At 59.4% G+C, this 25,704-nt stretch carries 25 protein-coding genes; 2 read left to right on the forward strand and 23 right to left on the reverse strand.

Translation table 11 applies throughout. The annotated features are described in order from the left end of the window. The first annotated feature begins 12 nt into the window (after positions 1-12). Positions 13-627, forward strand: coding sequence for a CBS domain-containing protein (locus ACWHRL_RS17970; RefSeq protein ID WP_447894734.1), 615 nt, complete (start codon positions 13-15; stop codon positions 625-627). A 116-nt stretch (positions 628-743) separates the two neighbouring features. Here the strand turns inward: ACWHRL_RS17970 and nhaD are convergent, their stop codons facing one another. From nhaD to ACWHRL_RS17995, 5 genes are all read right to left on the reverse strand, one after another. After that, positions 744-2,210, reverse strand: a complete 1,467-nt coding sequence (gene nhaD / locus ACWHRL_RS17975; RefSeq protein ID WP_447894735.1) for a sodium:proton antiporter NhaD — start codon at positions 2,208-2,210, stop codon at positions 744-746. 149 nt (positions 2,211-2,359) lie between these two features. Then, positions 2,360-4,186 (reverse strand): glutamine--fructose-6-phosphate transaminase (isomerizing), encoded by a 1,827-nt coding sequence (gene glmS / locus ACWHRL_RS17980; protein WP_447894736.1) that lies wholly within the window; start codon positions 4,184-4,186, stop codon positions 2,360-2,362. A gap of 30 nt (positions 4,187-4,216) precedes the next feature. Continuing rightward, positions 4,217-5,584, reverse strand: a complete 1,368-nt coding sequence (gene glmU, locus ACWHRL_RS17985) for a bifunctional UDP-N-acetylglucosamine diphosphorylase/glucosamine-1-phosphate N-acetyltransferase GlmU (protein ID WP_447894737.1) — start codon at positions 5,582-5,584, stop codon at positions 4,217-4,219. A gap of 1 nt (position 5,585) precedes the next feature. Then, the gene (locus ACWHRL_RS17990; protein ID WP_447894738.1) at positions 5,586-6,698 is read right to left on the reverse strand and encodes an FAD:protein FMN transferase; all 1,113 of its coding nucleotides are present in this window, start codon (positions 6,696-6,698) and stop codon (positions 5,586-5,588) included. Positions 6,699-6,725: 27 nt separating this feature from the next. Further along, on the reverse strand, positions 6,726-7,526 hold the full coding sequence (locus ACWHRL_RS17995) for an undecaprenyl-diphosphate phosphatase (RefSeq protein WP_447894739.1): 801 nt from the start codon (positions 7,524-7,526) through the stop codon (positions 6,726-6,728). Positions 7,527-7,705: 179 nt separating this feature from the next. Between ACWHRL_RS17995 and ACWHRL_RS18000 the strand changes: the two genes are divergently transcribed. Beyond that, positions 7,706-8,899, forward strand: a complete 1,194-nt coding sequence (locus ACWHRL_RS18000) for a cation diffusion facilitator family transporter (RefSeq protein ID WP_447894740.1) — start codon at positions 7,706-7,708, stop codon at positions 8,897-8,899. A gap of 192 nt (positions 8,900-9,091) precedes the next feature. Here the strand turns inward: ACWHRL_RS18000 and mgtE are convergent, their stop codons facing one another. The 18 genes from mgtE to erpA form a co-directional block, all read right to left on the reverse strand. Then, positions 9,092-10,471, reverse strand: a complete 1,380-nt coding sequence (gene mgtE / locus ACWHRL_RS18005) for a magnesium transporter (protein ID WP_447530442.1) — start codon at positions 10,469-10,471, stop codon at positions 9,092-9,094. Between the two features lie 149 nt (positions 10,472-10,620). Then, positions 10,621-11,049, reverse strand: a complete 429-nt coding sequence (locus ACWHRL_RS18010) for a F0F1 ATP synthase subunit epsilon (protein ID WP_447530443.1) — start codon at positions 11,047-11,049, stop codon at positions 10,621-10,623. Between the two features lie 24 nt (positions 11,050-11,073). Then, a complete protein-coding gene (gene atpD, locus ACWHRL_RS18015) occupies positions 11,074-12,453 on the reverse strand; it encodes a F0F1 ATP synthase subunit beta (protein ID WP_447894741.1) in 1,380 nt (459 codons plus the stop codon). A gap of 68 nt (positions 12,454-12,521) precedes the next feature. Continuing rightward, a complete protein-coding gene (gene atpG, locus ACWHRL_RS18020) occupies positions 12,522-13,409 on the reverse strand; it encodes a F0F1 ATP synthase subunit gamma (RefSeq protein WP_447530445.1) in 888 nt (295 codons plus the stop codon). 65 nt (positions 13,410-13,474) lie between these two features. Then, on the reverse strand, positions 13,475-15,019 hold the full coding sequence (gene atpA / locus ACWHRL_RS18025; protein WP_447530446.1) for a F0F1 ATP synthase subunit alpha: 1,545 nt from the start codon (positions 15,017-15,019) through the stop codon (positions 13,475-13,477). Between the two features lie 16 nt (positions 15,020-15,035). Next, on the reverse strand, positions 15,036-15,569 hold the full coding sequence (locus ACWHRL_RS18030; protein WP_447530447.1) for a F0F1 ATP synthase subunit delta: 534 nt from the start codon (positions 15,567-15,569) through the stop codon (positions 15,036-15,038). A gap of 11 nt (positions 15,570-15,580) precedes the next feature. Beyond that, entirely contained in the window at positions 15,581-16,051 is a 471-nt protein-coding gene (locus ACWHRL_RS18035; RefSeq protein WP_447530448.1) for a F0F1 ATP synthase subunit B, read from the reverse strand. Between the two features lie 76 nt (positions 16,052-16,127). Next, positions 16,128-16,355, reverse strand: coding sequence for a F0F1 ATP synthase subunit C (gene atpE / locus ACWHRL_RS18040; protein WP_018918432.1), 228 nt, complete (start codon positions 16,353-16,355; stop codon positions 16,128-16,130). 106 nt (positions 16,356-16,461) lie between these two features. Further along, positions 16,462-17,289 carry a F0F1 ATP synthase subunit A gene (gene atpB, locus ACWHRL_RS18045; RefSeq protein ID WP_447530449.1) on the reverse strand — a complete coding sequence of 276 codons (828 nt, stop codon included), beginning with the start codon at positions 17,287-17,289 and terminating at the stop codon, positions 16,462-16,464. A gap of 16 nt (positions 17,290-17,305) precedes the next feature. Further along, positions 17,306-17,695: an ATP synthase subunit I gene (locus tag ACWHRL_RS18050; RefSeq protein ID WP_447894742.1), complete on the reverse strand. Its 390-nt coding sequence runs from the start codon at positions 17,693-17,695 to the stop codon at positions 17,306-17,308. A gap of 224 nt (positions 17,696-17,919) precedes the next feature. Then, complete coding sequence (locus ACWHRL_RS18055; protein ID WP_447894743.1) at positions 17,920-18,852, reverse strand: ParB/RepB/Spo0J family partition protein; 933 nt, start codon at positions 18,850-18,852, stop codon at positions 17,920-17,922. A gap of 53 nt (positions 18,853-18,905) precedes the next feature. Next, entirely contained in the window at positions 18,906-19,673 is a 768-nt protein-coding gene (locus tag ACWHRL_RS18060; RefSeq protein WP_447894744.1) for a ParA family protein, read from the reverse strand. Then, positions 19,673-20,338, reverse strand: a complete 666-nt coding sequence (gene rsmG / locus ACWHRL_RS18065) for a 16S rRNA (guanine(527)-N(7))-methyltransferase RsmG (RefSeq protein ID WP_447894745.1) — start codon at positions 20,336-20,338, stop codon at positions 19,673-19,675. Before rsmG ends, ACWHRL_RS18060 begins: the two co-directional genes overlap by 1 nt. After that, complete coding sequence (mnmG, locus tag ACWHRL_RS18070; protein WP_447894746.1) at positions 20,335-22,239, reverse strand: tRNA uridine-5-carboxymethylaminomethyl(34) synthesis enzyme MnmG; 1,905 nt, start codon at positions 22,237-22,239, stop codon at positions 20,335-20,337. The genes rsmG and mnmG overlap by 4 nt, the downstream gene beginning before the upstream one ends. A 576-nt stretch (positions 22,240-22,815) precedes the next feature. Further along, positions 22,816-23,574, reverse strand: coding sequence for an amino acid ABC transporter ATP-binding protein (locus ACWHRL_RS18075; protein WP_447894747.1), 759 nt, complete (start codon positions 23,572-23,574; stop codon positions 22,816-22,818). 10 nt (positions 23,575-23,584) lie between these two features. Continuing rightward, positions 23,585-24,256 carry an amino acid ABC transporter permease gene (locus tag ACWHRL_RS18080; RefSeq protein ID WP_447530456.1) on the reverse strand — a complete coding sequence of 224 codons (672 nt, stop codon included), beginning with the start codon at positions 24,254-24,256 and terminating at the stop codon, positions 23,585-23,587. A 103-nt stretch (positions 24,257-24,359) separates the two neighbouring features. Further along, complete coding sequence (locus ACWHRL_RS18085; RefSeq protein WP_447894748.1) at positions 24,360-25,127, reverse strand: transporter substrate-binding domain-containing protein; 768 nt, start codon at positions 25,125-25,127, stop codon at positions 24,360-24,362. A gap of 166 nt (positions 25,128-25,293) precedes the next feature. Then, positions 25,294-25,647 carry an iron-sulfur cluster insertion protein ErpA gene (gene erpA / locus ACWHRL_RS18090; RefSeq protein ID WP_447530458.1) on the reverse strand — a complete coding sequence of 118 codons (354 nt, stop codon included), beginning with the start codon at positions 25,645-25,647 and terminating at the stop codon, positions 25,294-25,296. Between the last annotated feature and the right edge of the window lie 57 nt (positions 25,648-25,704).

Raw genomic sequence — 25,704 nt, forward strand, 5'->3', positions numbered from 1 at the left:
GGAGGTACTGCCATGAATTTAATGGTTCGCAAGCCCAAGCCGCTCGTTCAGTTTGGCCAAACACCGCTTTTGACCACCCCCGCGGCCAAGGAGCTTACCCAGCAAAGCCCGGCGCTTTCGCTGCTGACCGATTTCACCCAGGTAGCGCCGCAGTCCATCGCCGCGGACACCCCGATCAACGAAGCGCACCTGAAAATGCGCCACAGCGGCGTAAGACTGCTGTTCGTGATCGATCGCAACGAGCACTGCGTGGGTGTTTTGACCGCCAAGGAAGTCATCGGCACCCGCCGGGTGAACCTGGCCATGCAGCAGCGCCAGCTCGACCGCGAAGAGATCACCGCCGAAATGATCATGACGCCCTGGGAAAAACTCAGCGCCATGCCCATGGAGCAGCTCACGTCCATGAGCATCCAGGATTTGATCCTCTCGATGGAGAGCTTCACCGAGCAGCATCTTTTGATCACCGAACACAACGCCGAGCACGCCTTGAGCGTTCGCGGCCTGATTTCAGTGACCGATATTCAAAACGCCATCGGTCAGGGCAATGGCAAGATCGACAATACCGTGGTGCCCATGGCCAGCAGCTTCGCCGACATTTGCCAAGTCATCACCGGCCACGATTTATAAAACGCGCCGCACCCCATCACGAAAAAACCGCCCTCTTTTAGAGGGCGGTTTTGTTTGGCTGGCCAACACTTTCATACCAACTGGTCAGGGCAAGGGCACCCTGCGGTGCCCCTGGCTTAAAACAGCGACGCGTTGATCCAAAGATGCGCGCCGATGCTGGCCGCGTAGCCCAGCAAAATGGCCGGCACCCAGCGCAAGTGTACCGCGAAGGTGTAAATGCCGCGCGCCTGGCCCATCAAGGCCACGCCCGCCGCCGAGCCCATGGAGAGCAGGCTTCCACCCACGCCGGCGGTCAGGGTGATCAACAGCCAGTTGCCCTCGGTCATATCCGGCGCCATCGAAAGCACCGCGAACATCACCGGAATATTATCGACCACCGCCGAAATGAGCCCCAGCACCACGTTGGCCCAGATCGGGTTCCAGCTACCGTAGAGGGTCTCGGAGAGCAGGCTCAGATACCCCATGAAGCCCAAACCGCCGACACACAGCACGACCCCGTAGAAGAACAGCAATGTGTCCCACTCCGAGCGGGCGATCCGGCTGAAAATATCGAACGGTACGACGCTACCCAACTGCTCGAGCTTTTTCCAATCCCCCCGGCGAGAGTAGCGCTCGCGCTTACGCTCCAGCGAGCGGGGCAGGCTCTGGCGCAAGTAGTAGCCGAAAAACTGCAAAAGCCCCAGGCCAAACATCATGCCCATGGCCGGCGGCAGGTTGAGCACCGAGTGGCAAAGCACCGAGATCGCAACGGTGACCAAAAACAGCGCGATGATGCGCCGCGAGCCGCGCTTGAGCCAGACGTTCTCGGTCAAGGCGGCGGGCTGGCGGTTGATAATGAAGAAATTCATGATAGTGGCGGGCACGACGAAGTTGATGATCGCCGGTATCAGCAGTACGAAGAAACCCTCGAAGGGGATTTGTCCGCCCTGCCAAACCATCAATGTGGTGATATCGCCGAAGGGGCTGAAGGCGCCGCCGGCGTTGGAGGCCACCACCACGTTCACACAGCAAAGCCCGATGAACTTGTTATCGCCTTCGGCGACCTTGAGCACCACCGCACACATGAGCATGGCGGTGGTCATGTTGTTGGCGATGGACGAGATGAAGAAGGCGAGAAAGCCAGTGATCCAGAAAAGACTGCGGTAGCTAAAGCCCTTGCGCACGAGCCAGGCGCGCAGCGCATCGAAAATGCGCCGCTCCTCCATGGCGTTGATGTAGGTCATCGCCACCAGCAAGAAGAGCAAAAGCTCGGTGTACTCCAAAAGCGTTTCGCGAAACGCCGTTTCGGCCTCCTCGGGCATCCCCGCCTGCACGTAAATCCAGGCAACGATGGCCCAGATGAGCCCGGCGGCCACCAGCACGGGTTTGGACTTGCGCATATGGATGATCTCTTCACTCATCACCAGCGCATAGGCGAGAATGAAGATAATCACACAGCTAATACCAGCGACGGTGGTGGTCAGATCGAGCGGGCCAGCAGCGGCAAAGGAGAGCGAAGGAAAAGCGAGGAGGAGAAGCGTGATCAACAACCAAGCACCCCGGCGGTTCAAGCACCGGGTTGCAAGGACGTTCGATGAAGTCATGGCGGCGGGATCCTGAGCGTTTTAAGTAGGAATGGAGAGACACCGCCAAATGATAAGCACACTAACTAAGTGTTGCAACGCAGCGGTTGCGCATAAGATGCGCCAATTCACTGCGCCTTGCAAAGTCGATTAACGAAGGTTTATGAGCCCTACTCGACGGTTACACTCTTGGCCAGGTTGCGGGGCTGGTCGACGTCGGTCCCCTTGAGAACCGCCACGTGATAGCTCAAAAGCTGCAGCGGAAGCGTGTAGAGCAGCGGCGCCAGCGCTTCGTGCACGTGGGGCAGCGTCAGTACCTCGATGCCTTCCTGGGCGACGATGCCCACGTTCTCGTCGGCAAAGACGAAAAGCTGCCCGCCCCGGGCGCGTACTTCCTGCAGGTTGGACTTGAGCTTTTCCAGCAGGTCATCGTTGGGCGCGATTGATATCACCGGCATTTCGCTGTCCACCAGCGCCAGCGGCCCGTGTTTGAGCTCGCCAGCGGGGTAGGCTTCGGCGTGAATGTAGGAGATTTCCTTGAGCTTGAGTGCGCCTTCCAGCGCGACCGGATAGTGGGCGCCACGCCCCAGAAAGAGCGCGTGGTGTTTTTCGGCAAACGCCTGGGAAAGCGCCTCGATCTGGCTGTCCATCGCCAGCACCTTTTGGCAAAGCGCGGGCAGTTCGCGCAACACCTCAACGATCTCACCGTAATCCCCACGCCCGTTGGCTTTCGCCACGCTCAGGGTCAAAAGCATCAGCGCAACCAGTTGGGTGGTGAACGCCTTGGTCGAGGCCACGCCGATCTCCGGGCCGGCCCGGGTCATCAGCGCCATGTCGGATTCGCGCACCAGCGAGCTTCCCGGTACGTTGCATATCGCAAGCGTACCCAGATACCCCAGGGTTTTGGCAAAGCGCAGCGCCGCCAGGGTATCCGCGGTTTCCCCGGACTGGGAGAGGGTCACGAACAGCGTGCCTTCGGGCACCACCGGGTAGCGGTAGCGATACTCCGAGGCCACTTCCACCTGCACGGGTACACCGGCGTAGCGCTCGAGCCAATAGCGCGCCACAAGCCCCGCGTGAAAACTAGTGCCGCAGGCGATGATGTGGATCTGGCGCGCCTTTTCGAAAAGTGCGTGGGCATCGGGGCCGAAGCTTTCAACCAGGACACCGTCAGCACTTAACCGGCCTTCAAGGGCCGCGCCCATCAACGCGGGCTGCTCGAAAATCTCCTTGAGCATATAGTGGCGATACTCGCCCTTGCTCGCCGAACCATCGCCGTGCTCGAAGGTGTGGATAGGGCGCTCGACGCTCTGGCCGTCGCGGTCGACCACGGTGATCGCGCCCTTGTCGCGCAGCACGACCAGATCGCCCTCTTCCAGATAGATAAACCGATCGGTCACGGGCAAAAGCGCCATCGGGTCCGAGGCGAGAAACGCCTCGTCGATACCTACCCCCACCACTAGCGGGCTGCCCTGGCGGGCGCCAACCACCACATTGGGCTCGCTTTTGCTCATCACACCCAGCGCGTAGGCGCCGCCCAGGTTTTTGACGATATACCGGGTCGCTTCGAACAAATCCGATCCGCTGGCCAGCTTCTCGCTGAGCAAGTGAGCGATCACTTCGGTGTCGGTTTGTGAGCTGAACGCGTAACCGTCATTTTCGAGGCGCGCCTTGATGGGCTCGAAATTTTCGATGATGCCGTTATGCACCACGGCCACCTGGTCCTGGCTGTGGTGCGGGTGTGCATTCGCCTCGGTGGGCTTGCCGTGGGTGGCCCAGCGCGTGTGAGCAATACCCGAGGTGCCGGGAAGCGCTTCACGTCCGAGCTTTTCGGCAAGGGCGCCGACCTTGCCCACCGCCCGGTGGCGCCTTAGGGCCCCCTCGCTAAGCACCGTCATGCCAGAGGAGTCGTAGCCGCGGTACTCCAGGCGTTTGAGTCCCTCCAGCAGGATCTCCTGTACGTTACGCTGTGCAACCGCTGCGACGATGCCACACATGGGTCTCTCCTTGGCTTTTGGGCGATGGGTTCAAGAGGTTTTTTTGGTCGGGCGCGACCAGGGCGCTTTTTGCGTCTGCGGGCTACGGGTGAGCGCAAGCGCCTGGTCGCTGACATCCTGGGTGATCGTAGAGCCCGCACCGACCGTGGCCCCGGCGCCCACGGTGACCGGGGCAACCAGGGCGCTGTTGGAGCCGATAAACGCCTCGTCGCCGATCACGGTGCGGTGCTTGTTGGCGCCATCGTAGTTGCAGGTAATCGTGCCGGCGCCGACGTTCACCCCCCGCCCCAGGGTGGCGTCGCCCACATAACTTAGGTGGTTGATCTTGCTGCCCTCGCCCACCTCGGCGTTCTTGGTTTCGACGAAATTGCCGACCTTGGCGTCGAGCGCCAGCCGGGTACCCGGGCGAAGCCTGGCAAAGGGGCCCACCTGGTTGCGCCCCGCACTCCAGGTATCTTCGATGACGCTATGGCTTTCGATCACGCTTTCCGCGCCGATGACGCTGTTTTTAATCACACTGTAGGGGCCGACGCGTACGCCGTTTTCCAGGCGCACGTCGCCTTCGAACACACAGCCCACGTCGATAAAGACGTCTTCGCCGCAGGTGAGCGTTCCGCGCACATCGAGCCTTGCCGGGTCGGCCAGGGCAACGCCCTGGGCCATCAGCGCCTCGGCCAAATCGAGCTGGTAGGTGCGCTCGAGCCGCGCCATCTGCGCGCGGTTGTTGACCCCTTCGACCTCGGCGACGCTTTGCGGCTGGGCGGTGCACACCGTCGTGCCCTCCGCGCTTGCCAGGCCAATCACGTCGGTCAGGTAGTACTCGCCCTGGGCGTTCTGATCGGAAAGCTTCGGCAGCCAGCGTTCGAGCTGCTCGGTGGTCATCGCCATGATGCCGGTGTTGCACTCGGTGATGGCAAGCTCGGCGTCAGTGGCATCCTTCTGCTCGACGATGGCCACCGCCTCGCCCTCAGCGTTGCGCACGATGCGCCCGTAGCCGCTGGGATCAGGAAGCGTCACGGTCAAAAGCCCCATGTGCGTCTCGTCCACTTGCTCGAGCAGCGCGGTGAGCGTCTCGGCCTGAATCAGCGGCACGTCGCCGTAAAGTACCAGTACTTTGCCGCTGCCACAGGCGGGCGTAGCCTGCATCACCGCGTGGCCGGTGCCTTTTTGCTCGGTTTGTTCGGCAAACGTGACCGCCTGACCGGCCAGCGCTTGGCGAAGCTGCTCGCCGCCGTGGCCGATCACTACGTGGGTGCGGGTAGGCGCAAGCGTGGCGGCGGTATCGAGCACGTGTTGTACCAATGTCTTGCCGGCAAGCGTATGCAGCACCTTTGGGGTTTGCGAGCGCATCCGCGACCCTTTACCGGCGGCGAGGATGACGATGTCGAGTTCTTGCATGTTAGTCCCTGATTGAAGCGGGTGAGGTCTCGGCGTTCCAAGCATCGATACCCAGCTCGACCATTAACGCTTCGCCGAAATAGTCGACGAAAGCGGGGCTTGCCAGGCTCTGCCACTGTTCTTCGCCGATATTGACGAGCATCAGCACGCTCAAGTCGTTGTCGACGGCCATTTGCATGCCACGCTCTTCCCCCGCCACCGAAAGCGCGGTCGCCCAGGCATCCGCCCAGGCGTTGGAGGGGTGAAACACCGACACCGAGGCCAAACGATGGGTAATCGGGCGGCCGGTGCGCGGGTCGAGGGTGTGCGCATAACGCTGGCCGTCGGCTTCGAAGTAGTGGCGGTAGTCGCCGGAGGTCGCCACCGACAGCGTCTCTAGTGGAATGACGTGCTGGGCCCGGGGCTGGCCGTTTTGAGGCACTTCGATACCGATGCGCCAGGGCTCCTGGTCGGCCTCACTGCGATGGCCGCGGGAGATCAAGTCGCCGCCCAGGTTCACCAGGTAATCCTCGATGCCCTGCTGGTCCAGATACGCCGCCACGCGATCCGTTGCGTGGCCCTTGGCAACGCCGGAAAGGTCGATGAAAACATCACGATTGCGCCTGGCCTGCATGCGCTGGGTGTCGACCTCGACGGCGTCGAAGCCGATGCGCGCCAGGCGATCCTCGAGTTCCTGCTCGGAAGGAACCTCTTCCGGGCGGGCCTCGGGTCCAAAACTCCACAAATTGACCAGCTCGCCGATGGTGATATCGAAAGCGCCGTTACTCGTCTCGGCCACCGACTGGCTAATCGCCATTACTTCGATCAATTCGTTGGAAAGCGGTTGCCACTCGCCCAGCGGGGCGTTGTTGAACGCAATCAGCTCCGAGTCGTCGCGGTAGGTAGACATTGCCTGGTCGACGTCTTCGAGCTCGGCAAGAATACCTTCTTCCAGCGTTTGAGCTTCGCCCTGGGTGAGCGAATCGGCAATGGTCACCTGATAAAACGTGCCAAAAATGCCGCCTTCGAAGCGTACGGGGGAATCAAGCGGGCGGTCTTGCTCGGAGCAGCCCAAAAGCAGTAGCGCCATCAGCAAAAACGCGGCGTGGCGCAACCTCGGCGAATAGTTTTTCATGTTGGGTCCCTTTAAAACGCCCAGGCATTAGAAATAAAAAAACCACAAAAGCCAAGCGCCGAACAGCACACGATAGAGGACGAACGGCTGCATGCTCAGCTTTTTAATCACCGCTAAAAAGTAGTGGATACACAGGTAAGCACTGATGCCCGACAGCACCGTCGCGCCCAGCATGACCGGCACGTCGACCGTGACGCTTTTGCTTGCAAGCTTAAACGCCTCGAGCCCACCGGCTAATATAATGACAGGAATGGAAAGCAGAAACGAGAACCGCGAGGCGCTTTCGCGGCTCATGCCCGCCATCAGCGCGGCGGTAATGGTGATCCCCGAGCGCGAGGTACCGGGGATCAACGCAAGTATCTGGGCGGCGCCGATAAACAGCGCATCCCTCAAGCGCATATCGTACTCGGAGCGGGTGCCGCGCTTTTTCCAATCGGCGTAGCCCAGCACCAGGCCAAAGACGATCAGACTGATGGCGATCACCAGCGTGGAGCGCATATGACCTTCCACGATGTCTTGCAGCAAAAACCCGGCCAGACACACCGGTATCGTGGCCACTACGACCCAAAGCGCCAGCAATGCCTCGCGGTTGACGCCCCGGCCGGCCACCGCTGCCAAGCTGCTAGCCACCATCTGCCAGAGTTCACGGCGAAAGTAGAGGATGACCGCGCTTAAACTGCCCAGGTGAAGCGCGACATCGAAGGCCAGGCCCTGGTCGTCCCAGTCGGTCAATACGGGCACTAAAATAAGGTGAGCGGAACTTGAAATGGGTAAAAATTCGGTCAGCCCCTGCACGACCGCTAGCACTACCACCTGAAGCCAATCCATGGATTGTCCTATTCGTCTGTCGTTATTTAATGAATGTTTACCTGTCAGGCGGGCAAAGAATACATGCCCGTTGGCGCATTGTCCGTTTCTCTAAACGAACAAGCGCTAAGGGGCTATAGATTACGCCGCTATACGCTACAATGGAGTTCTAATGAACGTGCACGCCCTGCAAGGTACCCATGTCTCAGACCGTAGAATCGTCAGTGGTTCAAAATCATACACTTGACCACGAACAAGCCAAGCGGGTGACCTACATTGGCGCCTGGCTGGACGGGCTTTTGAGCATCGTCAAGGTAGCGGTGGGCTTTTTGGTCGGCTCGGCGGCGCTGGTCGCCGACGGTATCCACTCGCTCTCGGACCTGGTCACCGATGGTTTCGTGCTGACCGCGATCCACTACGGCCGCCAGGAACCGGATAACGATCATCACTACGGCCACGGGCGTATCGAAACGCTGACCACGCTATTGCTGGGCAGTATCCTGATATTCGTCGCCGGCGGCATCGCCTGGTCAAGCCTGGACCGGTTGTTAAGCGGTGAGGGGGTAAGCGCTCCGGGGTACGTGGCGATCGCCATCACCGTCGCCGCACTTGCCAGTAAAGAGTGGATATTTCGCTACACCATGCGCGTGGCCAAGCGCGTGCAGTCTAAATTGCTGGAAGCCAACGCCTGGCACTCGCGAAGCGATGCGCTTTCGACCGCCGTGGTGCTGGTGGCGCTTTTAGGTGCCCAGTTCGGGCTTGGCTGGCTGGACGCGGTAGCCGCCGTAGTGGTGGGGCTTTTGGTGGGTAAGGTCGGCTGGGATCTACTGTGGCAATCCGCCCGGGAGCTGGTCGATACCGCACTCCCCGAAAACGTCCAGCAGCAGATGCACGACGTGGCCTGTAGCGTGGCTGGCGTTGATAGCGTGCACGACCTGCGCACTCGCCAATCCGCGGGCTGGGTCATGGTCGATCTACACATCGTGGTCGGCCCCACCATTACGGTGTCCGAGGCTCACGAGATCGGCAACGAGGTGAGCCGGCGGCTGCGTCACGAGTTTCCCCTGCTCACCGACGTCATTTTTCATATCGACCCCGAGGACGACGCCGGTGAAGGCGACCCGAGCAAGCTGCCGGGGCTGCCGCTTCGCCCGGAGGTCGAGGCAGCGCTCGACGAGCGCTGGTACGCCCACCCGGTATGGCGCACGTTGAACGAATTGCAGCTTCACTACCTGGACAACAAGGTCTCGGTGTCACTGATCATCAGCGACGCCGTGCATCAGCCGCCCCAGTGCCTGGCCAGCCAGCTCAAGGCCATGGCCAGCGATATCGAGTGGCTGGGCCACGTGGAGATTCTCTTTATCACCCGGGCGGCGAGCAGCGCGCTTCGGTGAATCGTGAATCGTGAATCGTGAATCGTGAATCGTGAATCGTGAATCGTGAATCGTGAATCGTGAATCGTGAATCGTGAATCGTGAATCGTGAATCGTGAATCGTGAATCGTGAATCGTGAATCGTGAATCAACGCAGGGTGGCGCGGGCGCTGCCTTTTGCAATACAGGAGCAGCGCCGGCGTGGGCGGTGGTTCAAACCGCCGAGAGGATGATGGTCGCGATGGTGAAGTAGATCAGTACGCCCGTGGCGTCGATCAGGGTGGTCACCAGCGGCGCCGACGCCGTGGCCGGGTCGACCTTGAAACGCTCCAGCACGAAGGGTAGGCACATACCGATCAAGCTGCCAAACAACACGATGGTCACCATACTCAGCGCCACGATCATCGCCACCGCTTCGCCGCCGCGCATGATGCCGATCGGCGTGACCGCAATCGCCATGGTCAGCCCAAGCGCCCCGGCGACCATGAGCTCGCGTCCGAGCATCTTGCCCCAGTCCTTGACGCCAACATCCCCGGTGGCCATCCCGCGCACCATCAAGGTCGCCGCTTGGGCGCCGGCGTTACCGCCACTACCGATCAGAAGCGGCAAAAAGAACACCAGCGCCACCTGAGAGGCGATGACGTCCTCGAAGTAGGCAATGCCCGCCCCGGAAAACAGATTGGCAAATACCAATAGTACGAGCCAGGTTACGCGCTTGCGGTAAAGGCTCCAGAGCTTGACCCGGCTGACGCCGTCCTCGAGCTGGCCGATCGACATCCCCTTGTGGATATCTTCGGTCGCCTCGGACTCCGCCACGTCCATGGCGTCATCGTGGGTGACGATCCCCACCATACGCCCATCGATATCGATCACCGGTAGCGCCAGCAGGTCGTAGCGCGCCACCACCCGGGCGACCTCTTCCTGGCCGTTATCGACGGCGGTGCTGATCACGTCCTTGATCATGATGTCGTCGACCATCGCCCCGGGGCGCGCGACCATGAGCTGGCGAAGCGACATCGTGCCGATCAGCTCGCCGTCGCTGTCCAGCACGTAGAGCTGGTACACGGTTTCGGCGTCCGGCGCGGTCTGGCGTACCCGCATCAGCGCTTGCGACACCGTCATGCCACTGGCTATTGCGACATAGTCAGAGGTCATGATGGCGCCGGCAGTGCCCTCTACATAGCTTGCCAGGCGCTTTAGGTCTTCGCGCTCCTGGTGGGCCATCCGCCGCAAAAGCGCTTCGCGGCGATCTTCCCCCAGCAGGTTGAAAAGATCCGCCCGCTCGTCCGAGCCCATCTCTTCCAATAGTTTCAGAACCTGGGTATCGGAGAGCTCGGCGACTACCTCGAGCTGGCTTTCGCCGGGCAGGTAGCCCAGCACGTTGGCCGCGCGCTCGGTGGAGAGGATATCGAGAATCGCTATCGCCGCGGTGAGCTCTTCGTCATCCTCGATGAACTCTTCGAGCACCTGGGCGATATCCGCCGAACGTACTTCCGCCAGACGCTCGGACACCGCCTGGCTCGGCGCTTGCTGGGAAAGCTCGCCCAGCAGCGTTGATTTCAATTCCTGCAAGGTTTCATCGGATAGCGACATCGCAATCTCCCTGAAAGAGGCGTTATGTTAGATGAGTTTTGCAGATAGATAGCTCGCTACTTTGCCGGAATTTATAGTAGCAGATAAAAAAAACGCCCCTTAAACCGCCAGGGGTTCAAGGAGCGTTTTATTCACGTCACGCGTGAGCTCTAGCCTTTACCCGCCTTCTTGCGCAACTGCTGGATCGTTCGCAGCTGAGCAACGGCTTCGGCCAGTTCCGCCGAGGCGCGCGTGTAGTCGAGCTCGGCGGACTTCTCGTTGAAGGCCTTGAGCGCGTCCTGACGCGCCTGCTCGGCGGCGGCCTCGTCAAGGTCGCTCGCCCGCGCCGCGGCGTCGGCCAGAATCGTCACCACCTCGGGCTGAACTTCCATGAAGCCGCCGGACACGAAGAAGTTCTCTTCCTTGCCGCCGTTCATGATCACCCGGATCGGACCCGGCTGAAGCTCGGTCAAAAGCGGCGTGTGGCCGGGTAAAATACCCAGATCGCCCATCAAACCGGAGGCGATGACCTGCTCGACGCTGTCCGAGAAGATGGACGCTTCGGCGCTGACGATAGTGCAAGTGAAGCTATTCGCCATAGCGAATCCCCCTAGTGAACGGGATTACTTCTTCATCTGGTTGGCTTTTTCGACCGCTTCGTCGATAGAGCCGACCATGTAGAAGGCCTGTTCGGGCATATCGTCGTACTCGCCGTCCAGAATGCCCTGGAAGCCGCTAATCGTGTCTTTCAGCGACACGTATTTACCCGGCGAACCCGTGAACACCTCGGCGACGAAGAACGGCTGCGACAAGAAGCGCTGGATCTTACGCGCCCGGGCCACGGCCAGCTTGTCTTCGTCCGACAGCTCGTCCATACCCAGAATGGCGATAATATCCTTGAGTTCCTTGTAGCGCTGCAGCACACCCTGTACGCCGCGGGCGACGTTGTAGTGCTCGTCGCCGATGACCAGCGGATCCAACTGACGCGAGGTGGAATCCAGCGGGTCGATCGCAGGATAAATACCCAGCTCGGCGATGGAGCGCGCCAGTACCACGGTGGCGTCCAGGTGCGAGAAGGTGGTGGCCGGTGACGGGTCGGTCAAGTCATCCGCGGGAACGTAAACCGCCTGCACAGACGTGATAGAGCCTGCTTTGGTGGAGGTGATACGCTCCTGCAACACACCCATCTCTTCGGCCAGCGTTGGCTGATAACCAACCGCAGACGGCATACGGCCAAGCAGGGCCGATACTTCGGTACCCGCCAGGGTGTAGCGGTAGATGTTATCGACGAACAGTAGCACGTCGCGGCCTTCGTCACGGAATTTCTCCGCGATGGTCAGACCCGTCAGCGCCACGCGCAAGCGGTTACCCGGCGGCTCGTTCATCTGACCGTAGACCAGCGATACCTTGTCGATAACGTTGGATTCGGTCATTTCGTGATAGAAGTCGTTACCCTCACGCGTACGCTCACCCACACCGGCGAATACGGAGTAGCCGCTGTGCTCGGTGGCGATGTTGCGGATAAGCTCCATCATGTTGACGGTTTTACCGACACCGGCGCCGCCGAACAGGCCTACCTTACCGCCCTTGGCAAACGGGCACACAAGGTCGATGACCTTGATACCGGTTTCCAAAAGCTCGTTGGAAGCCGCCTGGTCGGCGTAGCTCGGTGCCTTGCGGTGGATCGGCATGCGCTCGGCTTCGCCGATCGGGCCAGCTTCGTCGATCGGCTCGCCCAGCACGTTCATGATCCGGCCTAGCGTTTCGGTACCTACGGGTACAGAAATTGCGGCCCCTGTGTTGGTCACGTCCAGACCACGCTTCAAGCCCTCGGTAGAGCCCATCGCGATGGTCCGCACCACGCCGTCGCCCAGCTGCTGCTGGACTTCGAGGATGGTCTCTTTTTCAGAGACCTTTAGCGCGTCGTAGACCTTGGGCACAGAGTCCCGCGGAAACTCTACGTCAATCACCGCGCCGATGATTTGTACGATACGTCCGCTCATCTTGGTTCCTCTTTAAAACCTGCAAATGAAACCTGTCTGCCCGATGCCGACTCGCGGCATCAAGGGCGTTATACGGCTGAAGCGCCGCCGACGATCTCGGAAATTTCCTGGGTGATGGCGGCCTGGCGGGCCTTGTTGTACACCATCTCCAGATCGTCGATCAGATTGCCCGCGTTATCGGTGGCACTCTTCATGGCGATCATCCGGGCGGCCTGCTCGCAGGCGCCGTTTTCGACCACCGCCTGATAGACCTGGGATTCGATGAAGCGAACCAACAGGCCATCGAGTAACGCCTTGGCATCCGGTTCATACAGGTAGTCCCAGCTTCCGGGACGGGCGTTTTCTTCATCGTTGGAGGCGTCGTCGCCCATATCCGGCGAAAGCGGCAGAAGCTGACGGACCACCGGCTTTTGCGTCATGGTGTTGATAAACTCGTTATACACCACGTAAAGCCGGTCGAGACGTCCTTCATCATAAGCTTGCAGCATCACCTTGACGCTGCCGATCAAACCTTCAACCGTTGGCTTTTCACCCAGCCCGCTTTTCGCGGCCACCAGGTTACCGCCGTAGTTACGGAAAAACGCGCTGGCTTTGGAGCCGAGGGCACAGAAGTCGAGCTCTGCGCCCTGCTCGTGCCAGGCCTTGGCGTCTTTCACCACGGCCTTGAACAGATTGGCGTTCAAGCCGCCGCACAGTCCACGATCCGTGGAGACCACGATATAACCGACGCGATTGACCTCGTTACGCTCGACCATGTAGTCGTGCTTGTACTCGGGGTTTGCGTCCGCGATGTGGCCGACCACGTTACGAATCTGCCTGGCGTACGGCTGGCCTGCCTTCATCAAATCTTGCGCTTTACGCATTTTCGACGCAGCGACCATTTCCATAGCGCTGGTGATTTTCTGCGTATTTTTGACGCTTCCGATCTGGTTGCGTATCTCTTTTGCAGCTGCCATAGCGATCTACCCTTCGTTCGTGGCTCTCAGAAAGTAGGCAAGCCCGCCTATAGGCGGGCCGGACATTACCAGCTCTGAGTCGCCTTGAACTGTTCGAGACCGGACTTCATGCCGTCCTTGATCTCGTCGTTGTAGTCACCGGTCTGGTTGATCTTGTCGAGCAGCTCAGCGTGTTCGGACTTCATGTAGTCGTGCAGGGCACGCTCGAAGTCCAACACCTTGTCGACGCTGACATCATCCAGATGGCCTTCGTTAGCGGCGTAAAGCGTCAGCGCCATTTCCGCCACGGACATCGGCGAGTACTGGTGCTGCTTCATCAGCTCGGTAACGCGCTGACCATGTTCGAGCTGCTTACGCGTCGCTTCGTCGAGATCAGAAGCGAACTGCGAGAACGCCGCAAGCTCCCGGTACTGCGCAAGCGCCAGACGCACGCTACCGCCAAGCTTTTTGATGATCTTGGTCTGGGCCGAACCACCGACACGAGAAACCGACAAACCTGCGTTGATCGCCGGACGAATACCGGAGTTGAACAGGTTGGTTTCCAGAAAGATCTGGCCGTCGGTGATCGAGATCACGTTGGTCGGAACGAACGCGGAAACGTCGCCGCCCTGGGTCTCGATGATTGGCAGTGCGGTCAAGGAGCCGGTCTTGCCGGTGACTTCGCCGTTAGTGAACTTCTCGACGTAGTCGGCGTTGACGCGCGCGGCGCGCTCAAGTAGACGCGAGTGGAGATAGAACACGTCACCCGGGTAGGCTTCACGGCCCGGCGGACGGCGCAGCAGCAGCGATACCTGACGATACGCCACGGCCTGCTTGGAGAGGTCATCGTAGACGATCATGGCGTCTTCGCCACGGTCGCGGAAGTACTCGCCCATGGTGCAGCCGGAGTAGGCGGCGAGGAACTGCATCGGCGCCGGGTCGGACGCGCCGGCCGCGACCACGATGGTGTGCTCCATCGCACCGTGCTCTTCGAGCTTGCGCACGACGTTGGCAATGGTCGACTGCTTCTGACCGATCGCCACGTAGACACAGGTGACGCCCTTGCCTTTCTGGTTGATGATCGCGTCGATGGCGATCGCCGACTTACCGATCTGACGGTCGCCGATGATCAGCTCACGCTGACCGCGGCCGATCGGCACCATGGAATCGATCGACTTCAAACCGGTTTGGATCGGCTCGTCGACGGACTGACGCGTGATGACGCCAGGCGCGACTTTTTCGACCGCGTCGGTGAGCTTGGCGTTGATGTCGCCCTTACCGTCGATGGGGTTACCGAGTGCGTCGACTACGCGGCCCGCGAGTTCCGGGCCCACCGGCACTTCGAGAATGCGACCGGTACACTTGGCGGTCATCCCCTCTTCGAGCTGGAGGTAGTCGCCCAGTACCACGGCGCCTACGGAGTCGCGCTCGAGGTTGAGCACCATGCCGAAGATGGCGTTCGGGAATTCGATCATTTCACCAAACATCGCGTCTTCGAGGCCGTGAACTTTCACGATGCCGTCGGAAACGGTGACGATGGTACCCTGATTACGGGCTTCGGATGCGACGTCAAGCTTCTCGATTCGCTGCTTGATGATGTCGCTGATCTCGGAAGGATTCAGTTGCTGCATGCCATGTCCCTCGGACTCAAGCGGTTAGCGCATCAGTAAGGCGGTTCAATCGACCACGCACCGAGCCGTCAATGACGGTATCGCCGGCACGCAGGATGACACCGCCGATGAGCGACTTGTCTACCTGAGTAGAAATTGAGATTTCGCGATTCAGACGTTTCTTAAGCGCGTTTGCCAATTTGGTCTTCTGCGGCGCCGTCAGCTTGTAGGCCGACGTGACCATCACCTCGACACGCTGCTCGAACTCGGCGCGCAAGCGCTCGAACTGATCAGCGATGAAAGGCAGTGCCAACAGACGGCCCTGGGTCGCCAGGGCCGTCAAAAACCGCTTAATGCCCTCGGGCTGTTCCGGCAAAATGCTGGAAAGCAGCTCGATCTTGGTTTCATTGACGACTTTTGGGCTACCCAACACCCGGCGTAGGCCGTCGTCGGCAACCGCAACGCTCAAAAAATTCAGCGCCTGAGACCAGCTATCAAACGCTTCGTAATCACGCGCGTATTCAAACGCTGCCTTAGCGTAAGGACGAGCGACGGTAAGTAGTTCCGCCATGGGTCACCTCCTTACAGTTCGGCGGCAAGCTCATCAAGCAACTTGCGATGTGCTGACTCGTCGACCGACTCTTGCAAAATACGCTCAGCGCCGATGACCGCGAGATGAGAAACCTGAGCGCGAAGCTCATTTTTAGCACGGTTCACTTCCTGCTCTATTTCGGAGCGGGCGCTTGCAACGATGCGTTCGCCTTCGGCGCGAGCCTCTTCGCGAGCCTCTTCGATCATCTGGGCAGAGCGCTTGTTGGCCTGCTCGATGATCTGGGACGCCTGCTCCTTGCTCTCCTTGAGCGTCTGCTCGGAGCGTTCCTGAGCAAGCTCGAGATCGCGCGTCGCACGGCTGGCTGCGTCCAAGCCATCAGCAATTTTCTTCTGGCGCTCGTGAAGCGCATTGCTGATCGGAGGCCACACGTACTTTATGCAAAACCAGACAAAGATCGCGAAGGCGATCGTCTGCCCGATAAGCGTCATGTTGATATTCACAGGACTGTACCTCTGACAAGTTCGTGGCGACCGGAGTGAAACAAAACCGAGCGATCTACCGCTCGGTCAAGTTAAATTAACCGGCAACAACGAAGATCAGGTACATCGCGATACCAACACCGATCATCGGAACCGCGTCGAGCAGACCCGCCATGATGAAGGTTTTGGTTTGCAGCTGGTCGCCAAGCTCCGGCTGACGCGCGGTCGATTCGAGCAGCTTGCCGCCCAGAATGGCGAAGCCGATACCGGTTGCCAGTGCGCCCAAACCGATGATGATGGCAGCTGAGAGATAAACCATTTCCATGATGTTGCTCCTGAGTTCAAGTTTTGGTTAAGGGTTGAGGGTTAATGAAACGGGTGTTGATGCAAAACTCAAGCGTACCCGGCGCCGCGCGCCGGGTACGCCTTAATCAGTGATGTTCGTGCGCGGCGCTCAAATACACGATGGTTAGCGTGGTAAAGATGAAGGCCTGAAGCGTCACGATAAGGATGTGGAAAATCGCCCACGGCACGTCCAGCACCCAGATGGCCCAGAAGGGTAGCATGGCGATCAAAATGAAGATCACTTCGCCGGCAAACATGTTACCGAACAGACGCATCGCCAGGCTGAACGGCTTGACCAGCAAGGAGACGATCTCGAGCACCAGGTTGAACGGAATCAGCAGCCAGTGGTTGAACGGCGTCAGCGAGAGCTCTCTGGCGAAGCCGCCCGCACCCTTGACCTTGATGTTGTAGTAAAGAATCAGGCCAAACACGCCCAGCGCCATGCCCAGTGTGGCGTTGACATCGGTGGTCGGCACGATCTTCATGTAATCCACGCCGAGCTTGGCAAACAGCACCGGGCCGTAGTCGACGGGTAGAATCTTGAGCGTGTTCATGAGCAGAATCCACACGAACAGCGTCAGCGCCAGCGGCGCGATATGGGGGTTACGCCCGTGAAAGGTCGAACGCGTCAAGTTCTCGATGAATTCGACGACCATTTCGACGGCGTTTTGCAGACCACCGGGCACGCCGGAGGTGGCGATTTTACCCGCCTTGCGAAACAGCCAGATGAACAAAAGCCCCATGGCGATGGACCAGCCCATGGTATCCAGGTGGATCGCCCAGAACCCCATGTCGCTTGCCTCTTCGGCCGACTGCGCCAGCGACCAACCGTTGACCGGGTGATGCCCGAAGGTCAGATTCTGCAGGTGGTGCTGGATATAGTAAGTCGTCGAGACTTCGTTTCCTGCGGCCATAGAGTTGTCACCTCAATCAGTTGTGCGGTTTTTTGAGCATTAGCCAGGGCGCGAGCCAATGCGTCGAAATTACCGCAACGTAAGCACTAAAAAATAAAGTAGGGTTTGAGGGGGGCACTGCCACGAAGACCAGTGTAAAAAGAGCCACCGTCAAACCAAACTTGCCCGCTTCTGCACGCATCAACTGCGTTGCGTTACGTTTTTGGCGTTTCGAAAAAACGCCCATACGCTTTATGAAAAAAGCATAGGGTACTATCGCGACCAGCGAACCCAACGCCACCGAGATCGCCCCACCAGGCTGCGCCAGAACGTAGGCCAGCGCCATCCCGATCAGCATTACGGCCAATTGAGCCCGTAAAAGCGAAACGCTGTAGGCTCGGCGGCGCTGGGCTTCGAATCGCTGCATGATTTCTCAGCACCTGTTGCCCCAGCTTCTCGGGCTAGTCGTTGTAAAATCCTGATGCGGGCGTTTTGATTATCGAAACAACCTGCACAAATCTTGCGCGATTATAGGGAAGCGCTATCGTACCTTCAACCGAAGTTGCGTCTAATTTGCCCGTCCAAGCGCGCAGTTGCGACCAAAGAGTTAAAAAAAGACGCTATCGTGCGACTTTTTAATAAGCCTGCTATTTATTTTATATGGCCCAAAATTCCGTCGAGTTCTTCAAGGCTCGTATAGCGGATCGTGACCTTTCCCTTACCCCGTTGGCCGTGGTCAATGGAAACCGGCGCGCCGAGAAGCTCGCCCAGCTGGGTCTCGAGCCGGGTCACATCCGTCGTCTTGATCGAGCGTTTAGGGGTCGCTTTCGCGCTTTCGTCGCTGGCGAGCTTTTTCACCAATGCTTCGGTGGCGCGCACGGTCAGGTCGTTATTGACCACCTCGTGGGCGATGCGGCGCTGTTGGGCGCTGGCAAGCGATAAAAGCGCCCGCGCGTGGCCCATATCCAGATCACCGCGCTCTAAAAGCGTCTGTACTTCCGGATCCAGGGTCAAAAGCCTTAAAAGGTTCGCCACCTGAGTGCGCGACTTGCCCACCGCATCGGCGACCTGCTGTTGGGTCAGCTCGAACTCATCCCCCAGCCGTTTGAGCGCCAGCGCCTCTTCTACCGCGTTAAGGTTTTCGCGCTGAATGTTTTCGATCAGCGCCAGCGCCAGCGCGGCTTCGTCGCTGACTTCGCGGATCACCGCGGGGATTACGTCGAGCTCGGCAAGCTGCGCGGCCCGCCAGCGCCGCTCGCCGGCGATGATTTCGTAACGTGCCTCGCCGACCGGGCGCACCACGATAGGCTGCATGACGCCCTGGGCGCGGATGGAGTCAGCGAGTTCTTCCAGGGCTTCGGGCTGGATGTCGCGGCGGGGCTGGTACTTGCCGCGGCTTAGCTGGCCAAGCGGCAAACGCTCCAGGCGTTCGCTGGCGGCGTCGAAGGCTGCGCTTGCAGGCGGCGCAGCAGGATCGACGCTTTCAAACGTTTCCTCACTGGTGAGATCCAGACTGTCACGGCGGCGTGCGCCCGCTCCAATGAGGGCATCCAGGCCACGTCCCAGCGCGCGTTTACGCGTCATGCGTTTCCCCTTAAACGTTGTATCAAGAACCTGTCCTCAGGCACTTACCGCCATTAAAGCGAAAGCTTGCGAATCAACTCTTTGGCAAGCACGCGGTACGCCTGGCTTCCCCGAGAAAAGCGTGCGTAGTGGGTCACCGGCAAGCCGTGGCTGGGCGCCTCGGCTACTTTTACGTTGCGCGGAATGGTGGTCTTCAAAAGCGCGTCGCCGAAAAAATCGCGAAGCTGCTTGTCCACTTCCCGGGTAAGACTGGTGCGTTTATCGTACATCGTGCGCAATATACCGGAAATCGCAAGCGCTGGATTAACGCTCTCCTTGATCTGCTCGACCGTGTCCAACAGCGCCGAGAGGCCTTCGAGGGCGTAGAACTCGCACTGCAAAGGGATCAGCACGCCGTCGGCGGCGGTCAAGGCATTGACCGTGAGCATGTTGAGCGACGGCGGACAGTCGATGAGGACGACATCGTAATTACCGGCCACGGTATTGAGCGCCGTGGAGAGCCGGCTTTGGCGCTCTTCGCTATCCAGAAGCTCCACCTCGGCGGCGGTCAGGTCGCCATTGCCCGGCAGTACGTCGTAATTGACAGGCAGGTTGGTCACGATTGCATCCGCGGCGCGGGCCTCGCCCAGCAGTACGTCCAGTACGCTTTTATCAAGCTCGTACTTGTCGATGCCGCTGCCCATGCTGGCGTGGCCCTGGGGGTCCAGGTCCACCAGCAGTACGCGCCGGTCAAGGCTTGCAAGGCTCGCCGCGAGATTAACGGCCGAAGTGGATTTGCCCACGCCGCCTTTTTGGTTGGTCAGGGCAATGATCTGGCTCACTACGAGGCTCCTTCAGGGGTCAGAATCAACAGCTGCCGTTTCGCCGTATCATAAGGGATTTGCAGCCAATGCCGCGCGGTGAGCGCGATATCGGCGGGAAGTGCCGCAAGCTCTTCATCGGCCCCGGGGCCTTTCATGGCCAGCCACTGCCCACCGGGGGCCACTAGCGTCCGGGTCAGGGTGACGAAGTCGTCAAGGCTTGCAAAGGCGCGCGATACCACCTGATCGAAGGTTTGGCCATTGAACGCCTCGACCCGGGTTTGGGTCGGCGTGGCGTTTTTAATGGCAAGCTCCATCACGGCCTGGCGCTGAAAGCGCACCTTTTTGCCGTTACTGTCGACCAGCGTGACGTGCATATCCGGTTTCAAAATGGCGATGACCAGCCCCGGAAGTCCTGGGCCTGCGCCCACGTCCAGAAGCGTCGCCCCGGTCACGTAGGGGGCGATCGCTGCGCTGTCGAGCACGTGCCGGGCGACCATGTCGTTTATATCGCGCACCGCAGTGAGGTTATAAGCCCGATTCCACTTGTGCAATAACGCCACCAGCGCTAAAAGCTGGTCGCGCTGCTCGGCACTGATGGCGATGTCGAGTTGCTCGAGGCCGCTGTCCAGGCGCGACGCGACCTCGCCGGGCAACTCCTTGATCAAAGGCGCTAACGAACTCATCCGTTCGCCACCTCGGCATTTTTGATCATGCGGCGCTTTTTCAGGTGAATCAGCAAAATCGAGACCGCCGCCGGCGTCACGCCCGAGATACGCCCCGCGTGGGCCAAGGTTTCCGGACGCGCTTCGGCAAGCTTTTGGCGAATCTCGTTGGAGAGCCCCTCGACCTTTTGGTAGTCGAGCTCGGCGGGAAGCGGCGTTGCCTCGTGGCGCTTGAGCTTGTCGATCTCATCCTGCTGACGGGCGATATAGCCCTGATACTTGGCCTGAATCTGGACCTGCTCGGCCACGAACTCGTCGTCGACCAGATCGCTTTCAAGGCCGGGAAGCGCGGTGATATCGGCGTAGCTAAGCTCCGGGCGCTTCAAAAGATCCGCCAGCGAGTACTCTCGCGGCAGCGGCTGGCCAGTCTTCTCGGCGACTTTCTCCGCTGCCGGGGTTTTCGGCTGTACCCAGACGGTGGCAAGGCGTGCACTTTCGCGCTCGATGGCGTCGCGCTTTTGGCTAAACGCGGCAAAGCGCGCATCGTCGACCAGGCCAAGTTCGCGGCCCTTTTCGGTCAGGCGCAGATCCGCGTTGTCTTCACGCAGCATCAGCCGGTATTCCGCCCTCGAGGTGAACATCCGGTAGGGCTCTTTGGTGCCCATGGTGATCAAGTCGTCCACCAGCACGCCCAGATACGCCTCGTCGCGGCGCGGATGCCAGGCCTCCAGCTCCCGGGCGCGGCGGGCGGCGTTCAAGCCGGCCAACAGCCCCTGGGCACCGGCTTCTTCGTAGCCGGTGGTGCCGTTGATTTGGCCAGCGAAAAACAGGTTGTGGATAAATTTCGTCTCCAGCGAGTGCTTGAGGTCTCGTGGGTCGAAGAAATCGTACTCGATGGCGTAGCCGGGCCGGGTGATATGCGCGTTTTCAAGGCCTTTCATCGAGCGCACGACCTGAAGCTGAACGTCGAAAGGCAGCGAGGTCGAGATGCCGTTGGGGTAGAGCTCGTTGGTCTCCAACCCTTCGGGCTCGATGAAAACCTGGTGGGTGGTTTTATCCGCAAAGCGGTGAACCTTGTCCTCGATCGACGGGCAGTAGCGCGGGCCGGTGCTGTCGATCACCCCGGAGTACATCGGCGAGCGGTCCAGATTCGCCTTGATGATGTCGTGGGCACGCTCGTTGGTCTGCGCGATGTGGCAGCTGACCTGGCGCGGGTGCATCTCCCGCGAGCCCATGTAGGACATGATCGGGGTCGGGGTGTCGCCGGGCTGCTCTTCGAGCTGGCTGAAATCCACGCTTTTGGCGTCGATACGCGGCGGTGTGCCGGTCTTTAGCCGATCAACGTGAAACGGCAGTGCGCGTAGCCGCTCGGCCAGGGCGTTGGAGGACGGATCGCCGGCTCGGCCGCCGCGGCTTTTATCCAAGCCAATGTGAATCACGCCACCCAAAAACGTACCCGTCGACAGGACGACGGTTTCGGACATAAACCGAATACCGGTCTCGGTCACCACGCCGCGGACGGTATCGTTATCCACAATCAGATCGCCCGCCGCCTGCTGAAAAATCGTCAGGTTTGGCTGGTTTTCCAGCATGCCGCGAATGGCGGCTTTGTAACGGACACGATCGGCCTGGGCACGGGTGGCACGGACCGCCGGGCCTTTGCTGGCGTTTAGAACGCGAAACTGAATACCGCCAAGGTCAGTGGCAAGCCCCATGGCGCCGCCCAGCGCATCGATTTCCTTGACTAGGTGACTTTTGCCGATGCCGCCAATGGCGGGATTACACGACATTTGCCCCAGGGTTTCGATGTTGTGGGTGAGCAGCAGGGTTTGACAACCCATACGAGCAGAGGCCAGTGCGGCTTCGGTTCCCGCATGGCCACCGCCGATGACAATCACGTCAAAGCGGTCGGGGTAATTCAATTAACACCTCAACTTGGCCCTTTAAAAAGCGCCTATTGATCATTTGAAAACGAGCAGGACTCGATAAGCCGGCCAGTATAAACCTCCTGTGAATAACAGTCAGGTTTTTCCACACCGGGATTTCACGTCCTTACGCTTATAAATAACAAAATAAAAAATATAGAGAGAAGTTCTGTTGATGTTGTAACTATTGGTGTGGATAAAATCTGTGCATAACCGAATATTTATTATATTTATTAAACAATTATATTGTTGAAGGAATGGTGATTAACCGGCGGAGTGCCTGCGTAGAAGCAGTGTTGGGGCTGTGGACGAAAGGGGCACTTATGCACAGCGCTAAAAAAACACGGGTTATCCACCGCTGCATACCCGTGCTGTGCGCGTGGCTATAAACACACTGTGGGTAACCGGGCTAAAGCGCCGATGGCCCAAGTGACGCGGGTTGCAGACAAACGTGAAGAAAATTGAAAAAATGATATCCACAGGCAAAAAAAGGGCCTGTCATGGTGACAGGCCCTTTTTTATTCGCATTTTTAAGCCAAAAGATGGTTTAAAAACGCCTTCGGCAGGTGTGTTTCAGTGCTTGAGCACCCGCGCCAAAAACGACTGGGTACGTTCGTGTCGAGGCGTATCGAACAATTGTTCAGGCGGCCCCTCTTCGGTGATTTCGCCTTTATGAATGAAGATGACGCGATCCGCCACTTCCCGGGCAAAGCCCATTTCGTGGGTGACGATCACCATGGTCATGCCTTCCTTGGCGAGCTCGCGCATGGCATCGAGCACCTCACCGATCATCTCCGGGTCCAGCGCCGAGGTCGGCTCGTCGAAGAGCATGAGGCGCGGCTCCATGGCGAGTGCCCGAGCGAGGGCGACGCGTTGCTGCTGGCCGCCGGATAGCTGGCCTGGGTACTTGTCGGCCTGGTCGGCGATGCCGACCCGGTCGAGCAGGCGTTTGGCGTTCTGTGTGGCCTGCTCGCGGCTTTGGCGGCGTACCTTGATGGGTGCCAGCGTCACGTTGTCCACAACGCTTAGATGCGGGAATAGATTGAACTGCTGGAATACCATGCCGACTTCGGTGCGAATGGTCTGCAGCGACTTGGTGCTTTTGCCGTGAGGCGTAAGGGGGTTGTTATCCACCTCGAGGGTGCCGGACTGAAACTCTTCCAAACCGTTGATACAGCGAATCAGCGTCGATTTGCCCGAGCCGCTTGCGCCAATCACCACGACGACTTCGCCGGGGGTGATCGCCAGATCGATATTGTTGAGTACGTGCAAGCTGCCAAAATGCTTATTGAGCTTTTCCATACGCACAATGGGGGGTTGGGTCGCTTTCATTGCGCGCTCCTTATTGACCGACGAAGTTTGAACGCTCGAGTAAGCGCAGCACCATGGAAAGTGTCCAGGTAATCGCCAAATACATCAGCGCCACCACGAAGTAGACCTCGAGGGCGGTGAAGGTCGTGGCGATATAAATTTGGCCCTGACGGACCAGCTCGCCTACGCCGATCACCGAGAACAGGGAGGTGTCCTTGATGCTAATGATCGCCTGGTTGCCCAGTGGCGGCACCATGCGCCTAAGCGCTTGGGGCCAGATGACGTAGGTAAAGGCCTGGGTACGCGAAAGCCCGAGTGACAAGGAGGCCTCGCGCTGGCCGCGCTCGATGGACTGCACGCCGCCGCGCACGATTTCCGAGATATAGGCACCGGAGTTCACCGCGATGGCGGCGATACCCGCGACCAACGCGTTGATTGGCCCACCCAAAAGCTGCGGCAGGCCATAAAAGATGAAAAGTACCTGCACCAGAATCGGCGTGCCGCGAAATACCTCGATATAGATACTGGCGATCCAGCGAAGCCAGGCGGAGGGGCTGATGCGTAAAAGACCGAAAAAGATGCCGATGAAAAAGCCGATCGCCAGTCCCCCGAAAGAGATCGCGAGCGTCCAGGGAATACCGGGTAACAGATGAGGGATCGAGGCCAGCGCCGCCGACCAGTCGAACTGAAAGTTAACGTCCACGCGTTATCTCCAGATAAAAATCATAAAACGAGGCTATTAAACGAAAGGCCGGGCAATGCGTTGCCCGGCCCTGCAGGAGTACTTGCGTGTCTACGAAATGGTATTAGTCCGCCGAGGGCGCTTCACCGAACCACTTCGAGTAGATTTCGTCGTAGGTACCGTCTTCACGCATGGCCGCCAGCGCTTCGTTGGTCGGCTCCAGCCACTCGCTACCCTTGTGGAAAACGATCCCGTACTGCTGACCTTCGTAGAGCGGGCCAACGACCTTGGTACGGCCTTCGCCACGGGTTTGCGAGAAGTAGGCGACGTTGGGGGCGTCGTATAGCACGGCGTCGACGTTGCGACCCAAAAGCGCCATGTACATATCCGCGGTACCGGGATAGGGCGTGATCTCGGCGTCGTCACCCAGCTCTTCTTGCAGGTAGTTATAGCTGGTCGAGCCGATCTTGGTCGCGATGCTCAGGCCTTCCAGGTCTTGGAGGTCTTCAACGTCATCGTTATCGGCGCGTACGATGATCTGCAGACCGGAGTCGTAGTAGGGGTCGGAAAAATCGACGACCTGGGCGCGCTCTTCGGTAATCGTGGTACCGGCGATGGCGATTTCCTGGCTGCCGGTCTGTACCGCCGGAATGATGCCGGAAAACTCCATGGTGGTGAGATTGACCTCGAACCCGGCGCGGCTGGCCACTTCGTTGATGATGTCTATGTCGAAGCCGATCATTTCGCCGGTTTCGGAATCCATCATTTCAAAGGGCACGAAGCTTGGGTCGGTGGCGACGTTGACCGAAGGTGTCTGCGCAAGCGCCGAGGCGCTGCCAAGGCTTAGAGTCAACGCGGCGGCAATGGCGCTATAGGTAAGCGGAGTGTTCATGTGTTTCCCCGTGTTTTATATGACGCTAGCGGTCGTGGGGCGTCATGCCCGTCGACCGCGCGCGATGTTGTAGACCTATCAACCTTGGCGAGAAACCGCCAAGGCGTCAAGTCACGAACCGGGGGTGGTATTAACGCAAGAAATGGGTCTTGCTCTAAAACACGACCTAAACCATGAACGACGCACCGCACCCGCAGGTGGTGGTGGCGTTGGGGTTTTGCACGCGAAAACGGGCGCCGGCCAGACCCTCTTCGAAATCGATCGTCGAGCCGACCAGGTATTGATAGGAAAGCGGGTCGACGACCAGGGCGGCGGCGCCGAACTCGATCAGCGTGTCGTCGTCGGCGACGTTGTCGGCAAAGTCGAACCCATACTGAAAGCCCGAGCAGCCGCCGCCGGTCACGTACACGCGAAGCTTCAGCGCGTCGTTGTGCTCCTCGGTCATGAGCGCCTGAATACGACGTCGCGCGCTGTCGGACAGCAAAAGTGGGGTTGGTACGAAAGCTTCTGCACCGCTCATGGGTACCTCCCGCGAGCTAAAATGGCTGGGTGAAAGCGCAATTATGGGTAATCCCGA

The organism is Vreelandella sp. GE22, from assembly GCF_968212445.1.

What these genes read in the sequence shown, in the direction of transcription:
- ACWHRL_RS18050 (WP_447894742.1), bottom strand. Translation starts at nt 17,695, where the DNA reads ATGCAGCGATTCGAAGCCCAGCGCCGCCGAGCCTACAGCGTTTCGCTT.
- atpB (WP_447530449.1), bottom strand. Translation starts at nt 17,289, where the DNA reads ATGGCCGCAGGAAACGAAGTCTCGACGACTTACTATATCCAGCACCAC.
- ACWHRL_RS18085 (WP_447894748.1), bottom strand. Translation starts at nt 25,127, where the DNA reads ATGAACACTCCGCTTACCTATAGCGCCATTGCCGCCGCGTTGACTCTA.
- nhaD (WP_447894735.1), bottom strand. Translation starts at nt 2,210, where the DNA reads ATGACTTCATCGAACGTCCTTGCAACCCGGTGCTTGAACCGCCGGGGT.
- atpA (WP_447530446.1), bottom strand. Translation starts at nt 15,019, where the DNA reads ATGCAGCAACTGAATCCTTCCGAGATCAGCGACATCATCAAGCAGCGA.
- glmU (WP_447894737.1), bottom strand. Translation starts at nt 5,584, where the DNA reads ATGCAAGAACTCGACATCGTCATCCTCGCCGCCGGTAAAGGGTCGCGG.
- erpA (WP_447530458.1), bottom strand. Translation starts at nt 25,647, where the DNA reads ATGAGCGGTGCAGAAGCTTTCGTACCAACCCCACTTTTGCTGTCCGAC.
- ACWHRL_RS17995 (WP_447894739.1), bottom strand. Translation starts at nt 7,526, where the DNA reads ATGGATTGGCTTCAGGTGGTAGTGCTAGCGGTCGTGCAGGGGCTGACC.
- ACWHRL_RS17970 (WP_447894734.1), top strand. Translation starts at nt 13, where the DNA reads ATGAATTTAATGGTTCGCAAGCCCAAGCCGCTCGTTCAGTTTGGCCAA.
- ACWHRL_RS18055 (WP_447894743.1), bottom strand. Translation starts at nt 18,852, where the DNA reads ATGACGCGTAAACGCGCGCTGGGACGTGGCCTGGATGCCCTCATTGGA.
- atpG (WP_447530445.1), bottom strand. Translation starts at nt 13,409, where the DNA reads ATGGCAGCTGCAAAAGAGATACGCAACCAGATCGGAAGCGTCAAAAAT.
- ACWHRL_RS18030 (WP_447530447.1), bottom strand. Translation starts at nt 15,569, where the DNA reads ATGGCGGAACTACTTACCGTCGCTCGTCCTTACGCTAAGGCAGCGTTT.
- ACWHRL_RS18010 (WP_447530443.1), bottom strand. Translation starts at nt 11,049, where the DNA reads ATGGCGAATAGCTTCACTTGCACTATCGTCAGCGCCGAAGCGTCCATC.
- atpD (WP_447894741.1), bottom strand. Translation starts at nt 12,453, where the DNA reads ATGAGCGGACGTATCGTACAAATCATCGGCGCGGTGATTGACGTAGAG.
- mgtE (WP_447530442.1), bottom strand. Translation starts at nt 10,471, where the DNA reads ATGTCGCTATCCGATGAAACCTTGCAGGAATTGAAATCAACGCTGCTG.
- atpE (WP_018918432.1), bottom strand. Translation starts at nt 16,355, where the DNA reads ATGGAAATGGTTTATCTCTCAGCTGCCATCATCATCGGTTTGGGCGCA.
- rsmG (WP_447894745.1), bottom strand. Translation starts at nt 20,338, where the DNA reads ATGAGTTCGTTAGCGCCTTTGATCAAGGAGTTGCCCGGCGAGGTCGCG.
- ACWHRL_RS18075 (WP_447894747.1), bottom strand. Translation starts at nt 23,574, where the DNA reads ATGAAAGCGACCCAACCCCCCATTGTGCGTATGGAAAAGCTCAATAAG.
- ACWHRL_RS18000 (WP_447894740.1), top strand. Translation starts at nt 7,706, where the DNA reads ATGTCTCAGACCGTAGAATCGTCAGTGGTTCAAAATCATACACTTGAC.
- glmS (WP_447894736.1), bottom strand. Translation starts at nt 4,186, where the DNA reads ATGTGTGGCATCGTCGCAGCGGTTGCACAGCGTAACGTACAGGAGATC.
- ACWHRL_RS17990 (WP_447894738.1), bottom strand. Translation starts at nt 6,698, where the DNA reads ATGAAAAACTATTCGCCGAGGTTGCGCCACGCCGCGTTTTTGCTGATG.